This window comes from Enterococcus sp. AZ011, assembly GCF_050548355.1.
Lineage (GTDB): Bacteria > Bacillota > Bacilli > Lactobacillales > Enterococcaceae > Enterococcus > Enterococcus faecalis.
This window is the reverse complement of sequence record NZ_CP172959.1, coordinates 979,592-995,232: the sequence shown is the minus strand read 5'-3', so window position 1 is coordinate 995,232 and position 15,641 is coordinate 979,592. Positions and strand designations below refer to the sequence as shown.

Below are 15,641 nucleotides of genomic sequence, written 5' to 3'. Positions count from 1 at the left end.
TCCCGAGTATACAATACAAACCTTCTAGTCGTTTTCAGGTACACGAAGCAAATTCATTTCGTGTAGCGTTTCAGCAATTTGGACCGAGTTCCAAGCAGCTCCTTTTAATAGGTTGTCTGACACAATCCATAAATGGAAACCGTTCTTCACGTCAACGTCTTGACGAATACGGCCGACAAATGTTTCTTTCTGGTTGACGCTATTTAGCGCTTGTGGATATAGTTGTTCACTTGGCTCATCTTGCAAAATTACACCTGGAGCTTGCGCCATTAATTCTTGGATGGCTGAGGCCGATGCATCTGCTTGTTTCACTTCTATATAAACAGATTCAGAATGTCCTGAAATTACCGGAATACGGACACAGGTGGCAACGACTTTTAGCTTGTTGTCTCCCATGATTTTTTTTGTTTCATTCATCATTTTCCATTCTTCGTAGGTATACCCTGCTTCTGAAAAAACATCAATTTGAGGCAACGCATTAAAAGCAATTGGATAATGTTTTTCGTCACTGCCAGCTGGTAAAATTTCAGCTGACCATTCGCTGACAGGTTTTCCCTCTAAAAAATCTTCGGCTTGTTCTTTTAGCTCATTAATTGCACGGATACCTGCGCCACTCACAGCTTGATACGTTGAAACGATGATTCGTTCTAAGCCAAACGCTTGCCGAATTGGTTCCAAGGCCACCATCATTTGAATCGTAGAACAATTGGGATTTGCGATGATTCCCTGATGATTTTTCAAGGCTTCCGGGTTTACTTCTGGAACAACTAAAGGAACATCTTTTGCCATTCTAAAATGGCTAGTGTTGTCAACAACAACAGCTCCTCGCTTAACTGCTTCTGGTGCAAACTTTTCGGAAATACTCCCGCCAGCACTAAATAATGCTAAATCGATTCCTTCAAATGATTCCGGGACTAATTCTTCCACGATAAGAGGTTGCCCTTTAAACTGAATCTCTTGTCCGGCAGAACGCTTAGACGCCAATAACCTCACACTGGCAATTGGCAAACTTGTTTCTGCTAACAATTCAATCATTCTTGTCCCGACAGCACCTGTTGCTCCTACCACGGCAACATGATATTCTTTTCCCATATTTTCATACTCCCCTCTTACCTTCTTGTAAAAGCTACTTGTCCTATTTTACCATAGTATTGAAAAAACCTACATAGTCAAAAAAATGATTTTTTTATTTTCCCATGATATTTTAAAACTATTACCCATCAAAGGACTATCCATTGACTTTTGACTTAAATTTGTTATAGTTAAAACGAATTTAATTATAAAGGGAGCGAAATTTCATGGCACGCGTAGAAAGTTTTGAATTAGATCACAACACAGTAAAAGCACCATATGTTCGCCTTGCTGGCACAGAACAAAATGGTGATGCGTTAGTCGAAAAATATGACTTACGTTTCTTACAACCAAACAAAGATGCCCTACCAACAGGCGCATTACACACGTTGGAACATTTATTAGCAGTTAACATGCGTGATGAATTAAAAGGAATCATTGACATTTCGCCAATGGGTTGCCGCACTGGTTTTTATATGATTATGTGGGATCAACATTCACCACAAGAAATCCGTGATGCATTAGTCAACGTTTTAAACAAAGTAATCAATACAGAAGTTGTTCCAGCAGTCTCTGCAAAAGAGTGCGGAAACTACAAAGATCATTCTTTATTTGCAGCGAAAGAATACGCAAAAATCGTCTTAGACCAAGGAATTAGTTTAGATCCATTTGAACGCATTCTGTAATCTTTAGCAATTAACGACAGAGAAACCCACTATTAAGCTGTGGGTTTTTCTGTTCTCTTTCTTAATTTAAACGGAGGTTTTTTATGAATCAAACAATTGAACAATTACTAAGTCACCGTTCCGTTCGTCATTTTAAAAAGCAAGCGTTAACGGACAAGCAGAAACAACAGTTAATTACTGCAGCTCAAGCAGGATCAAGCTCCAATTTTTTACAAGCTTATACAATTATAGAAATCAAAGATCCTGAGCTACGCAGAGAATTGGGACGTTTAGCAAATTGTGAAGACTATGTCGTTAACACTGGTGTGTTCTATGTTTTTGTTGCTGATTTGTATCGTCATGCAACGATTTTGTCAAAAGAGGGGCAATCATTAGAACCCTTAAAGACACCAGAATCATTATTAGTAGCTGCCGTTGATACAACGATTGCTGCGCAAAACATGGCCATTGCGGCTGAATCTATGGATTTAGGGATTTGTTATATTGGCGGCATTCGAAATGACTTAGACACAGTAGCCAAACACTTATCTTTGCCTGAATTAACTGTACCACTTTTCGGATTAACAATCGGTGTACCAGAAACGTTAAATGGTGTGAAACCACGGATGCCTTTTGAAAATATTTTAAGCGAAAATCACTACCAACCAGACAAATTGACAGATATGCACGCGTATGATGAATTATTAAAAGATTATTATGCCAGCCGCTCAAGTAACGCCCAAACAGCGGATTGGTCGCAGAAGTCTTTATCCTATTTTTCTTATAACCGTCGCCCAGAAGTAAAAATTTTCTTGCAAAAACAAGGATTTGATGTCTAAACAAAAGAGCGTGGGCCTACGTTATTTCAACGTAAGCCCACGCTCTTTTGTTAATTTTTATTTATCTTTACTAAATTTGTCTTTTAAGTCTTCAAAGCCTTCTTTAACTTTATCAGTTAATTTTTCAGCGCCTTCTTTAAGGTCGTCGCCGGCATCACGTGCTTTGTCTTTTACGTCAGCAAAGGTTGATTGAGCTTTTCCTTCAAGTTCTTTGCCTTTATCATCCGTAACTTTGCCTTGCGCTTCTTTTGCAGTACCTTCTACTTTATCTTTTGCATCGTCAAAACGTCCTTTTAAATCTGCCATGCTAATCCCTCCTAAATAATTAATTACATAATAAGAGTATCATTCTTAGCCATTTCCTTCAAATATAATGCATGAACTGCGAATAAATGGTTATTTTTGAGCCATTAAAGCTTTTTTTGCCAAGGCAAAGCAACCAATTGTTCCTGGATTATCTTCTAAAAGAGGCGTCACCAAGTATTTTTCTAAAGGTGGTGTTTCCACATATCCATTGACTAATTCAGCAAATTTTTCACGAACTTTCGGCATCAAATGGCGTTGTTTCATGACGCCGCCACCTAAAATGATCACTTCTGGCGCTAATAATAAAGTCGTATTGTACGCTGCTTGCGCTAAATAATAAGCTTCTAGTTCCCAAGTTTTATGATCCTCTTCCAATAAATGACCTTTTTTACCAGAACGACCTTCAACTGCTGGTCCTGCTGCAATCCCTTCTAAACAATCTCCATGATAAGGACAATTTCCTGCATACGTATCTTCAGGATGACGACGGACTAACGCATGCCCCATTTCTGGGTGGCTAAAGCCTTCAATAAACTCACCGTTTTGAATCGCTCCAGCGCCAACACCAGTTCCAATTGTATAATATACACAACTAGATGTATGTTGCCCATTTCCAGCAACATACTCACCATATGCCGCAGCATTCACATCCGTTGTCCAAGCCATTGGCACATCAAAATGTTGTTTCATAGTTCCTAACAAGTCAAAGTTACGCCAAGCTAATTTTGGTGTAGAAGTGATATAACCATACGTAGGAGAATCAACGTGAATATCAATCGGACCAAACGAACCAATCCCAATCGCTTTTAAAGGATATTGTTGGAAAAATTCTATTACTTTTTTCATTGTTTCTTCTGGGGTTGTTGTGGGAAAACTGACACGTTCTACGATGGTCAAATCATCTGTCCCAACGCCACATACAAATTTTGTGCCACCGGCTTCGATACTTCCTAAAAGTTTTTCTGTCATTGCAATATGCTCCTTCGTTTCCATTTTATAAGTAAGCGGATACATTACTTTTGATTAAATAACTAACATACACGTTTAGTTTACCACTTTTTTGTCGTTTCGACAGAACAATTTAACAATTTCAGTCAGGTTGCCCAATGAAATCTGGCAAGTTGCTAAAGAGCATTTTCCTAAAACAAAAAAACGAGCATTCACGGTTATCTAACAATGAATGCTCGTTTTTTGTTTATTGATTCTTTAGCGAAAAATATAACAATAGTCCGATTGTAATCCACCCACCACTAAGTAAAAGCATTAACCAACTTAAAAGCGTTTCTTTTAGAATACTTCTGGGTTCTTTTGCATGCTGAATAAAACTCATACTAGTCAGCAAAGAAAAGAGGAAAAACATAAAACAAATGACCGCTAAACCGCCAGACAACCAAAACCAACTAGCCATTATTCTCACTCTCCTTTTCGCTTGTTTTTTGATAATTATTGCGCCAAATGACACTATAAATTGCCCCAATTGTGATTACTAACAACGTGTAGAAAGTCGGTAACCACCATGTAGGTAGGACCCATTTGACCGTAGCTTCTTGATTCAATTTTTTTGCTTCACGAGTGTTAATCGTAAATTCTTGTTGAAAAGGCCAAGACTGTTGTTCATCTTGTTGTAAAATAGCACGTCCTGTAAATATATAAGTCCCAGCATCTAGCGGCTGTTTGCCCAAATCAAGATGAAAATTCATGGAACTATTTGGGGCAAAGCGAACATTTTTTAGTGTCCGTTGTGCAATTTTTTTAGAGGATCCTTTTTTTATCACTTGACCTTCTAAACGAACTTCTGGAAAAATAGCAGCATACGGATTTTGAATGACCGCCTTTAGCGATTTGGACCCTAAAGCAATTGTAGGTGTTACTTTCGCTAATTTCAGTTGGTTCACCTCTGTTAAAGGAGCATTCTCAGCACTCCTCATGGCAATCGCAACATTAAACCCGTAGCGACTGGTTAATCCCGTTGTTTGGTTCTCTTCCTCTGTTTTTTCATCTTTGAGATGCGCATAAACCCCGCCTAACACAACTCCTTTGATAGGCTGATCAAGTCCCTTCACCTTCATCTTTGCTGATACTGTTTGATGAGGCGGCACACTCACTTCCTCATTTTCTAAAGTAACCAAGTCTGTCAGCGGAACCTTTAACGATGAATCAAGTGGTTTATCAAAATCATTGTACACAATCAACCCATTATCATTTGTTGATGCATTTGCTAGAGTCAATACGATGGACAATTTTTCGTCTGTCTTATTTTTTATATCTAAGACAATAGTGGAAGATTGCTTTGGTGCCAGAATTAAATCATAATAACTAGATGTTCCCGACACTTGATTTTCTGGTAAAACAGGCGTTACTGTAAATTTAGTCTTCATTTCTTCTGTAGCTTCTACTTTTGGAACAATAATCAAAAATGTAAAAAACAGAAATAGACAGAAAACACCGACTTTTTTTCTACTCATTTCTTCAAGATCTCCTTTATAAAGCTGAATGTACTTACTAGTCTAACAAATCAGCGAAACAATGCTGATCAATCTTTGACTTTTGGGAAGGATAATCTTGAAAAGAAAGAAGAAAAGATTGTTAAGTTACTTTATTTCTTTTCTCTGAATTAAAACTACATATTTAACGCAAAAATAGAGGTTTCCCACCACAGTGGAAAACCTCTATAAACCTTGTCATAACAATGTTTTGAAAGACTATGCGTCTGGATTTGCGTTTTCGTCTTTGAGACCGTATTTTTTGTTGAAACGGTCCACACGTCCGTCGGCTTGTGTGAATTTTTGACGACCAGTGTAGAATGGGTGTGAGTCTGAAGTAACCTCAACACGTAATAATGGATAAGTGTTGCCATCTTCCCATTCAACAGTTTCTGAAGATCCTTTAGTTGAACCTGAAAGGAATTTGAAACCTGTTGTTGAATCCATGAATACTACTGGTTGGTAATTTGGATGGATATCTTGTTTCATACGTTTTTTTCGCTCCTTTGCCCTGATCCATTTGCTGTATCAGAGTTATTTTGTCGGTATACAACAATGCTATCTTACCATGTTTTCAGTTGGTATGCAATTATCTTTTTGGATTTCTTTTAATTTGTTTGCCAAACGAAACATCATGGAAAACTTCAAATAATTGTTGATTATTTTGGGTCCGTTTTAACATTTTTATGAATTGATCCGTATATTCCAGCGAGTCTCCTGACATATTATTTCTCAATTTCCACGTTTCTTCTAGTTGTTCTGGTGTCATTAACAACTCTTCTTTTCGCGTACTTGATTTTTTAATATCAATTGCTGGGAAAATACGGCGCTCTGCTAATTCACGAGATAAATGGAGCTCCATATTGCCTGTGCCTTTGAATTCTTCATAGATGACATCATCCATTCGGCTACCTGTATCCACCAATGCTGTGGCTAAAATAGTTAAACTGCCCCCTTCTTCGATATTTCTGGCAGCACCAAAAAATCGTTTAGGTTTGAAAAACGCAGCTGGATCTATTCCACCACTTAAGGTTCGACCACTAGGCGGGACCACTAAATTATAGGCCCTTGCTAAACGAGTGATGCTGTCCATTAAAATAACTACGTCCCGTTTGTCTTCAACTAAGCGCATTGCTCGATCCAGAACCAATTCAGCAACTCGCGTATGATTTTGTGGTTGTTGATCAAAAGTTGAAGAAACCACATCGCCTTTAACACTTCGCTCTAAATCAGTCACTTCTTCAGGACGCTCGTCAATTAACAACAGAATCAATTCCACATCAGGATGATTTTCTGTAATCCCATTAGCAATTTCCTTTAAAACACTTGTTTTCCCGGCTTTTGGCGGCGCTACAATTAAACCACGTTGCCCAAAACCAATTGGTGCAAATACATCAATCATTCGTGTTGATAATCTGCCAGCCGTTGTTTCTAACGTTAATTGTTTTTCAGGATACAATGGTGTTAGCGCTGGAAAATGTGGCCGCTCTTTCGCTTCTTCAGGATCTTTCCCATTGACACTTTCAACATGCATGAGTCCATAATAACGTTCTGATTCCTTTGGCGGACGCGCCTTGCCAGCTACTTTGTCCCCATTTCTCAATCCGAAACGACGAATTTGAGAAGAAGAAATATAAATGTCTTCTGCACTTGGTCCATAATTAATTGGTCGCAAAAAGCCATAACCATCCTGAGAAACAATATCTAAAATTCCTTCCATGAAGAAAAACCCTTGCTTCTCAGCTTGTGCACGAATCACAGCTAAAGACAATTCTTTTTTGTTCATTTGGCTATAATAAGGAATTTTAAACTCTTTCGCGTACGCATAAATATCTTTTAACGTACTGTTTTCCAATTCAGCCATTGTTAAATAGTCGCTCATTGATCCACCTCAAACGGACCTTCTTGTTCTTCGGTTTCTAGCATTTGAATATCAGCGCCCAAAGCAGTTAACTTTTCGATAATGTGGTCGTACCCACGTAAAATATATTCTACATTATAAATTGTGGTCGTACCTTCAGCCATCAAGCCGGCAGTGACTAAGCAAGCGCCTGCCCGTAAATCAGAGGCGACTACTTCTGCACCGTGCAATTGATTTGGACCATTTAAAATAATCATATTGCCTTCAACCGAAGCATCAGCCCCCATCCGCACTAACTCAGGGATATGCTTATTTCGTTGAGCATAAATCGTATCAATAATTTCACCAGTTCCTTGCGCTTTTAAAAGTAATGGCGTTAACGGTTGTTGCAAGTCTGTGGCAAAACCAGGATACGGATAGGTTTTCACCGTCGTCATTTTCAGATCATGTGACGGATGAACTTCAATCATGTCTTCTTCAATTGTCATCTTAACGCCCATTTCTTGCAATTTCGCAATGAAGCTTTCTAAATGCTCATAAATAACATTTCGAACTTTGATTCCTTCACCCATAGCTGCTGCCATAGCTAAATAAGTCCCAGCTTCAATTCGATCTGGAATAATCGAGTGACGACAACCATGTAATTCTTCGACACCTTCAATCCGAATAACGTCCGTTCCAGCTCCTCGAACTTTTGCACCCATGTTATTTAATAATGTAGCAATATCAATAATTTCTGGCTCACGCGCAGCATTTTCAATAATCGTTTTGCCTTTGGCTTTAACTGCGGCTAACATGACATTGATTGTAGCGCCAATAGATACCATATCCATAAAAATTCGGGTTCCTTGTAAGCCAGCTTCGTCTGTTCTCAAGTACATCGCCCCATGTTCGTTGGTTACATGAGCGCCTAATGCTTCAAATCCTTTGATATGTAAATCAATTGGACGAGGTCCTAAGTAACAACCGCCAGGTAAGCCGACAACGCCTTCCCCAAATCGACCAAGAAGTGAGCCCATAAAATAATAGGACGCACGTAAGCTATTGATTTTTCCTTTTGGCATAGGCACAGAAACAACTTCTGTTGGATCAATAATTAATGTATTATTTTCAAAAGTAATTTTAGCACCCATAATTTCTAAAATTTCAATTAATGAGTGAACATCCTGAATGTCAGGAACGCCATCTAAAGTCACGGGCGAATCTGCTAAAATAGCAGCTGGAATTAAAGCGACCACACTATTTTTAGCGCCGCTAATGGTTACTTCGCCTTTTAATGGACGATTCCCATTGATTACGATTTTTTTCATTTATATTCTCACCTATCTGTAATATACGTTTTCTAAATAAACTACCCAATCATTCTATCATAATCAAGCTTAAGAAAAAAGAAAACTTCTCAGGTATTTTAATAGAATGAAAAAATAACAAAAAATAAAAAAGACAGCCACGTGCTGTGGCTGTCTTTAACGTAACTAGTTGATTAAGCTTTGTTAGCTGAACCGAACCAATCAATGTGTTCTTCTGCATCTTTGATGATTGCAGCTTTACCTGGTGCTAATAATTTACGAGGGTCAAATCCTTTACCTTCTAAATCTTTACCAGCTTCAATATATTCGCGCGTTGCTTTAGCGAATGATAATTGGAATTCTGTATTTACGTTAACTTTTGAGATACCCATTGAAATTGCTTTTTCAATTTGTTCTTGAGGAATACCAGAACCTCCGTGTAATACTAGAGGTACATCAGAACCGACAGCTTCAGCAATTGCTTGTAAGTGATCAAATGCTAAACCTTTCCAGTTTTCTGGATATTGACCATGGATGTTACCGATACCACATGCTAAGTAGTCAATACCTGTAGCAACCATTTGTTTACATTCTTCGATATCAGCTAATTCGCCAGTACCGATGATTCCGTCTTCTTCACCACCGATTGAACCAACTTCACATTCAACAGAAATACCTTTAGCGTGAGCTTTTTCAACTACATCTTTCGCTAATTTTAAGTTTTCTTCGAATGGTAAGTGAGAACCATCAAACATGATTGAAGTATAGCCAACTTCGATACATTCTAAAGCAGCTTCGTAGTCACCGTGGTCTAAGTGAATTGCTACTGGAACTGTGATATTCATTGAGTCTACTAAATTAGTAATCATGTCTTTAGCTACTTTGTAGCCGCCCATGTATTTAGCAGCGCCCATTGATGTTTGGATTAGAACTGGTGCTTTTTTAGCTTCTGCTGCTTCTAAAATCGCTTGTGTCCATTCTAAGTTATTTGTGTTATAGCCACCTACTGCATAGCCGCCTTTACGTGCTGCTTTTAAGAATTCTGCTCCTGATACTACTGGCATAAAAAATTCCTCCTAAGTTTTTAAAAACTTTATTTGTTAGGTGTTCCCTAACCAACGGTTCTATTTTAGCAGAATTCCTGACACTTTTCTAGTAAAATTCCCTTTTTCAGAAAATTTTTGTCTATTCTTTCACATAACCTTCATTTTTATAAAAAAACCTCCAGTTTTCCCGTTAAGACTTTGGGACCTGAAGGCCGACTTGCTATTTTAATTTTTTCTTTGGCGGATAACGTTTCACCTTGTAGGATTGAAGCTCAGGAAATGTTCCTGTACTATGAAAAATCCGTTGTTCATCTTCATTGGCAAAACGCCCTAAAACCGATTGTGTTGGTAAAATATTTACAAAGGCATTCTCATCGATACTGTAAACTGCTTGTTCTAAATCATAGAGTTCGTAGCGAGTAATGACCATCATAATCATCCGACCTTCTGCACCTGAATAGCCGCCGATTGAAGGCAACAAGGTCATGCCACGAGCGATTTGTTGAGAAACTTCTAAGGCAACGGCTTCTGGTCTCGTAGTGACAATCATTGCTGTGACTTTTTGGTGACTGGTATGAATCATGTCGACCACCTGACTCAAACAGTAAATAGAAATAATAGTATACAACGCACTTTCCCAGTTAAATACAAAACCAGCCAACAGCACAATAATACCATTTAATAAGAACATAAAATTACCAACGGTTTTCCCTGTTGTTTTTGAAAGAATCAGTGAAATAATGTCCATGCCGCCAGTGTTAAAGCCCATTTTCAATGAAAGCCCTGCGCCAACGCCGACTAAGACACCACCCATAATTGCGTTCATCAAAGGATTCGTTGTGACTGTTACGATTGGCACAAACATAGTGACAACGGAAATGCCAATAACATTGATGAAACTAAGAATCGTTGATTGTTTCCCTAATTTTACAAACCCTAGAATGAAGACGGGAATGTTTAAAAATAAAATGAAGATCCCTGTATTAATATGGATTCCTAAATTTGTATATAATAATGTAGCAATGATTTGCGCAATTCCGTTCATCCCTGCCGAAAAAACTTTTGCCGGAATCAAAAAGAAATTCAAACCGACCGCAGAAGTCAAAGCGGTTATCGCCATCACTGCTATTTTTTTTATCGATTCATTCCTTTGGTAAGTACTAACCAATCGACTCATTTTTCTTCGCTCCTTCGCTATTCTTCTGACTTAGAATAACAGGTTCTATCCTAAAAGAAAAGGGGCTAAAAGCGAACATTGAAAAAAATTTTTTTGCAACGTTTCCATGAAAGAATGCGGGAAGATATCCCTAAAAACTGATCTTCTTATTTCTCTATTCAAAATGATTCTAGCCTAACCTTTTTTACTATTTCATGATATGATGAAGCAAAGAATATTTTAGGAGGTTTTTACATGGCTGCAAAAGAAGCAAGTTTTGATGTAGTTTCAGAGGTCAATATGGAGGAAGTCAAAAACGCAATTCAAATTGCCTTGAAAGAATTGAAAAATCGTTTTGACTTTAAAGGGTCAATTGCTGATATTAAATTGGAAAACGATAAACTAGTAGTCGTAGCTGAAGATGATTATAAAGTCGAGCAAGTGAAGGATATTTTATTTGGAAAATTAGTCAAACGCAATGTTCCGATTAAAAATATTCATTTCTCAGAAAGTGAAAAAGCCTTAGGCGGTACCGCTCGCCAATATGGTGATTTAATCAGTGGTATTGATAAAGAAAATGCAAAAAAAATCAACACAGCTATCAAAAACTCTGGTATTAAAGTTAAGTCACAAATCCAAGAAGACAAAATTCGGGTAACTGGAAAAAGTCGGGATGATTTACAAAAAGTCATGGCTCTTTTACGAGAATTAGATTTACCCATGGCTCTTGAGTTTAATAATTATCGCTAAAAAAATCCTTCAACTGTTAATGAACAGTTGAATGATTTTTTTGTTTTGGTACCGGCCATTCTTGATTATTCAATAAAACGATTGGTCGGCGTTGGATTTTTCCTGAAAAAGCGGCAATTGCTTTGAAAACCTTTGGCATAAAATAAAACGCATTTAATTCTTCTAAATCCAGTTCTTCTTCTGCCGTAAATGAGACACAAACCTCTTGTTCTGAAAGCATAATTTCAATTTTCTTTAAAAATTGAAATTGCCGCATTCCTGGTACGAAATAACCAGCCTTTGCAACACGAGAGGTTGTAATATCTAATTTATCACTAATGATTAGCGCTAGCGTCATTAACTCTTCCGAATCAAAGCCATTACTATGATTTTCTATAGAAGATAAAATTTCTTCTTGATAAGGCAAACAAATCTTTTGCTTACGAAAATATGCTTCTGCAAATTGTTTCCCCCGAAGCGCATGTCCTGCTTTTCCTTGTAGCGCACCCACATCATGGAGCAGTGCCGCAATTTTTGCCGCTTCTAAATACTCCTCTGAAACAGCAAGTTGTTTCAAAATCATTTCCGTCATGGCCACGACATTGGTTACATGAAACCAATTGTGGTATGCCCACCCAGCTTCTTCATCTTCCATTTGACCAATTGCATCATAAATTTGTCGAATTTCAGTATCTTGATGAATGCGTTCAAACAGCTTCATTTATTTTCTCCTTAAAATTAGTTACTGTTCCAAAAATTCTTTTAACTCTGCAGGATTTTTTTCGCTGTTTAAACCAACAATTAAACGAATCCGCGCTTTCGGTCCGTTTAAACCACGGGCAAAAACGACCCCCATTTTTTTCAAGCCAACGCCACCACCAGCATAATCATAGATATCTTCAGCAATGCCATTGGAACAACGAGAAACTAAAACGACTGGAATCCCGTTGTCTAGCATTTTTTGTAATGCTGGGAGCGTTTCTGGCGGTAAATTACCCGCGCCTAGCGCTTCAATTACTAACCCATCCGTTTCTGGGGTGTTTAATAATTCAAACATCCGTTCACCCATCCCCGCATAGGCCTTCACTACGTGGACATTTCCTTTCACAGAAGAAACATCGCAGACTTCTTGCGGTAAGACCTCTTTCGCAAAAAAAGCACGTTCTTTCGCAATGGTTCCAATTGGTCCAAAAGTTGGCGTCCGAAACGTTGCTACGTTCGTTGTATGTGTTTTTGTCACATAACGCGCCGTATGAATTTCATCATTCATCACGACTAAAACACCTTTATCGTACGATTCGTCTGAACAAGCAGTCCAAATAGCACTGATGAAATTATACAAGCCATCACTACCGATTTCGTTACTTGACCGCATTGCTCCTGTTAAAACAATGGGGATTTTTTTCTCTAAGGTTATATCTAAAAAATAAGCTGTTTCTTCTAATGTATCTGTTCCATGCGTAATAACCACGCCATCAATTGGTTCAGAATAAGCTTTTTGAATCCGTTCTTTTAATTGAAACATCCGTTCTAAGGTCATGTGTGGTGAGGGAATATTAAAAATATCTTCGACAACTAAATGAACCTTGCCAGAAAATAATGCTTCTTGTTCCATCAACGGATTTTTTTCATTCGGGGCAACACTTCCTCCTGCTACTTTCGACATGGAAATGGTCCCACCTGTATGAAGGACTAAAATGGTCTTCATTTGTTTCCTCCTTTGTTTTCTTTATTTTTTAACCAAAATTGTTTCACTTGTTGAATGAGTTGTTCATTGGTGTTTGCCTTTCGATGCGCCAACCAATGCGGCGGAAAGAAACGCTGGACACTTGGTAATTCAAATCGTTCGTCTAATAACAACACAAAGCCTTTATCTTGCGCATCTCGAATGACACGTCCAGCCGCTTGCAAGACTTTATTCATACCTGGAATTTGATACGCAAATTGAAACCCTTGCCCTCGCTCTTCTTGATAAAAAGTGCGAATCAGTTCTTGCTCCGGATTCATTTGTGGTAGCCCGACACTAACAATTATCGTACCAATCAATCGGGTACCTTTCAAGTCAATTCCTTCTGAAAATATACCACCTAAAACACAAAAACCGATGAAAGTTTCTTGAGGATTCTCTTTAAATTCAGCTAAAAATGCTTCTCGCTCTTTTTCGTTTAAGTCCGTTCCCTGAATTTGAGTTTTTACTTGCGGGTAACGTTGGCTAAATACTTGATAGACATCATCCATATAGGCGTAGGAAGGAAAGAAAATTAAATAATTACCTGTTTTTGTTTCACTTAACTTCCCTAAAAGTTCACTAATCTGTGGATAACTTTTTTCACGGTTTTTATAGGTTGTTTGAAGATGACTACCAATCATCAACAATTGATTTTCTTCTGGAAAAGGATACGGAATCCGATAACGTAGGCTTTCTTCACCTCCACCAAGCACTTCTTGATAATAATTCAGAGGTGTTAAACTTGCCGAAAATAAGATACTCGCTTTCCCTTTATCTAATCGTTGTGACAATAAATAAGCCGGATCGACACAAAATTGTTTCACAACACAGTCATAGTTTCGCAAAGAAATAGACGTATAAAAGCCGTTGTCGTAATACTCGCTGATTCGAAGATAACTTAAACAATCAAAATAAAAACTGAGAATCGACGCCAATTCCTCAATGTGTTGATTTTCTGGCAACCATTCTGCAATTACTTCTGTTAATCGATGTATCTGTTTAACTAATGAATCAATTGGCGCACGTTGGGCAAAAAAATCCGTGTCTTTTTCTTCACAGATTGCTTCAATATCATCAAACGTAGTTAAGACTTTTTGACAAGCTCTTTTTAATTGAACAGATTCTTTTTGCAATCTTTTTTGAATTTGCGAAACCGCATTCCTAGAAATAGCGGCCGAATACATCTCCCGTGAACGATTAACCAAATTATGGGTTTCATCAACTAAAAAAATATTCTCTTCTGCACTTTGGGGTTCTTCAAAGAAGCGCCGTAAATAAACCGTTGGATCAAATAGATAATTGTAATCGCCAATAATTAAATCACACCAAAGACTTGCATCTAGCGACAACTCGAATGGACACAAATGGTGCTTTTGTGCATACCGTTCAATAACCTCTCTCGTTAAATGATTTTCATGTTGCAATAAATCCCACAGTCCCTCATTTAAACGATCATAATAGCCGTCAGCAAACGGGCAATGTTCTGGTGTACAATTTCGTTCAGTTAAAAAACAAATTTTATCTTTTGCTGTTAACGTAATACTCTTAGTTTGCGCTTGTTTTTCGGACAGCGCTTTGACGGCATCTTCAGCCACTTGACGCGTAATTGTCTTAGCTGTTAAATAAAAAATCCGTTCACCTTCTTCTTCACCAATTGCTTTCATCGCTGGAAAAAGAGTGGACATTGTCTTGCCTGTTCCAGTTGGTGCTTCCACGAAGAGCCGCTGTTTACTAAGAATTGTTTTATAGACGGCTACCGCCAATTCTCGTTGCCCTTTGCGATACTCCCCGTAAGGAAAACTAAGATTTTTTAATGATTTATTTCTCAAAATACGCCACTCTTCTTTAAAAATTACCCACTGTTCATAGCGCTTCATCAAATCAGTAAAAAACTCCGCTAATGCAGCTTCTGTAAAATGGCGTTCTTGTCGTGTGATTTGTTTTGTGGTGGTCTGATAATAAGTGAGTTGCAGCGTTATTTCAGAAAGTTGTTCTTGTTGGCAATACATGTGACCATAACACATCGCTTGATACCAAAACAATTCGACCTTTTCTGGCGGCAATTCTTCAAACGCTGGCTCGGATGTTTTAATTTCATCAATGACCACTTGCCCAGTTTCTTTCACAAAAATGCCGTCTGCACGACCTTCTACACAATAATTATGTCCATTTAAAGGCACCTCAATTTTTAAAGATACTTCCTTTTGATAAAGGCTCCCCGCTTCCTTTTGCAGCATTCGATGAAGGCGACTACCTTCTTGTGGTGTATGTTCACTTACATGGCGAGAATCAATACTTCCCCGCCTTAAAATAAATTCGACCACTTGACGAACCGCAATTTTTCTCGTTGATTTCACGTAATCCCACCTATCTGCCTCCCTATTATAGAACATACATTCGCTAAACAAAAGCAAAAAATCCAAAACGAACACAATCATGCGTTCATTCTGGATTTCTCTTTAGATTA

The 15,641-nt window shown here is 38.1% G+C and carries 16 protein-coding genes; 3 read left to right on the top strand and 13 right to left on the bottom strand.

Translation table 11 applies throughout. The features are described from left to right. Window positions 1-24: 24 nt before the first annotated feature. Entirely contained in the window at window positions 25-1,092 is a 1,068-nt protein-coding gene (locus tag IGL36_RS04890; RefSeq protein ID WP_002397810.1) for an aspartate-semialdehyde dehydrogenase, read from the bottom strand. A 206-nt stretch (window positions 1,093-1,298) separates the two neighbouring features. On the opposite strand from IGL36_RS04890, the gene IGL36_RS04885 reads away from it, so the two are divergent. Beyond that, the gene (locus tag IGL36_RS04885) at window positions 1,299-1,757 is read left to right on the top strand and encodes an S-ribosylhomocysteine lyase (protein WP_002357960.1); all 459 of its coding nucleotides are present in this window, start codon (window positions 1,299-1,301) and stop codon (window positions 1,755-1,757) included. An 83-nt stretch (window positions 1,758-1,840) separates the two neighbouring features. Then, on the top strand, window positions 1,841-2,575 hold the full coding sequence (nfsA, locus tag IGL36_RS04880) for an oxygen-insensitive NADPH nitroreductase (protein WP_002397809.1): 735 nt from the start codon (window positions 1,841-1,843) through the stop codon (window positions 2,573-2,575). Between the two features lie 57 nt (window positions 2,576-2,632). On the opposite strand, the gene IGL36_RS04875 is transcribed toward nfsA, so the two are convergent. The 9 genes from IGL36_RS04875 to IGL36_RS04835 all read right to left on the bottom strand — a co-directional run bounded on the left by IGL36_RS04875 (window position 2,633) and on the right by IGL36_RS04835 (window position 10,737). Next, window positions 2,633-2,881, bottom strand: coding sequence for a YtxH domain-containing protein (locus IGL36_RS04875; protein ID WP_002357962.1), 249 nt, complete (start codon window positions 2,879-2,881; stop codon window positions 2,633-2,635). A 90-nt stretch (window positions 2,882-2,971) separates the two neighbouring features. Then, window positions 2,972-3,850 carry a fructokinase ScrK gene (gene scrK / locus IGL36_RS04870; protein ID WP_002361643.1) on the bottom strand — a complete coding sequence of 293 codons (879 nt, stop codon included), beginning with the start codon at window positions 3,848-3,850 and terminating at the stop codon, window positions 2,972-2,974. Between the two features lie 226 nt (window positions 3,851-4,076). Then, complete coding sequence (locus IGL36_RS04865) at window positions 4,077-4,289, bottom strand: hypothetical protein (RefSeq protein ID WP_002357965.1); 213 nt, start codon at window positions 4,287-4,289, stop codon at window positions 4,077-4,079. After that, window positions 4,282-5,346, bottom strand: a complete 1,065-nt coding sequence (locus tag IGL36_RS04860; protein WP_002405244.1) for a DUF916 and DUF3324 domain-containing protein — start codon at window positions 5,344-5,346, stop codon at window positions 4,282-4,284. The genes IGL36_RS04865 and IGL36_RS04860 overlap by 8 nt, the downstream gene beginning before the upstream one ends. Window positions 5,347-5,583: 237 nt before the next feature. Further along, the gene (locus IGL36_RS04855; RefSeq protein WP_002357967.1) at window positions 5,584-5,853 is read right to left on the bottom strand and encodes a type B 50S ribosomal protein L31; all 270 of its coding nucleotides are present in this window, start codon (window positions 5,851-5,853) and stop codon (window positions 5,584-5,586) included. A 100-nt stretch (window positions 5,854-5,953) separates the two neighbouring features. After that, the gene (gene rho, locus IGL36_RS04850) at window positions 5,954-7,246 is read right to left on the bottom strand and encodes a transcription termination factor Rho (protein ID WP_002357968.1); all 1,293 of its coding nucleotides are present in this window, start codon (window positions 7,244-7,246) and stop codon (window positions 5,954-5,956) included. Then, window positions 7,243-8,535 carry a UDP-N-acetylglucosamine 1-carboxyvinyltransferase gene (locus IGL36_RS04845; RefSeq protein WP_002357969.1) on the bottom strand — a complete coding sequence of 431 codons (1,293 nt, stop codon included), beginning with the start codon at window positions 8,533-8,535 and terminating at the stop codon, window positions 7,243-7,245. Before IGL36_RS04845 ends, rho begins: the two co-directional genes overlap by 4 nt. A gap of 173 nt (window positions 8,536-8,708) precedes the next feature. Continuing rightward, complete coding sequence (locus IGL36_RS04840; protein ID WP_002357972.1) at window positions 8,709-9,578, bottom strand: class II fructose-bisphosphate aldolase; 870 nt, start codon at window positions 9,576-9,578, stop codon at window positions 8,709-8,711. Between the two features lie 202 nt (window positions 9,579-9,780). Then, window positions 9,781-10,737 (bottom strand): YitT family protein, encoded by a 957-nt coding sequence (locus IGL36_RS04835; protein ID WP_002381974.1) that lies wholly within the window; start codon window positions 10,735-10,737, stop codon window positions 9,781-9,783. 234 nt (window positions 10,738-10,971) lie between these two features. Here IGL36_RS04835 and IGL36_RS04830 point away from each other — a divergent pair, with 234 nt between their 5' ends. Then, complete coding sequence (locus tag IGL36_RS04830; RefSeq protein ID WP_002357974.1) at window positions 10,972-11,466, top strand: YajQ family cyclic di-GMP-binding protein; 495 nt, start codon at window positions 10,972-10,974, stop codon at window positions 11,464-11,466. A 16-nt stretch (window positions 11,467-11,482) separates the two neighbouring features. On the opposite strand, the gene IGL36_RS04825 is transcribed toward IGL36_RS04830, so the two are convergent. The 3 genes from IGL36_RS04825 to IGL36_RS04815 are packed head-to-tail and all read right to left on the bottom strand — an operon-like array spanning window position 11,483 to window position 15,612. Next, the gene (locus tag IGL36_RS04825; RefSeq protein WP_002397807.1) at window positions 11,483-12,166 is read right to left on the bottom strand and encodes an HD domain-containing protein; all 684 of its coding nucleotides are present in this window, start codon (window positions 12,164-12,166) and stop codon (window positions 11,483-11,485) included. Window positions 12,167-12,187: 21 nt separating this feature from the next. Next, complete coding sequence (locus IGL36_RS04820) at window positions 12,188-13,153, bottom strand: asparaginase (protein ID WP_002357976.1); 966 nt, start codon at window positions 13,151-13,153, stop codon at window positions 12,188-12,190. Continuing rightward, entirely contained in the window at window positions 13,150-15,612 is a 2,463-nt protein-coding gene (locus IGL36_RS04815) for a helicase C-terminal domain-containing protein (RefSeq protein WP_002397806.1), read from the bottom strand. Before IGL36_RS04815 ends, IGL36_RS04820 begins: the two co-directional genes overlap by 4 nt. Window positions 15,613-15,641 lie beyond the last annotated feature (29 nt).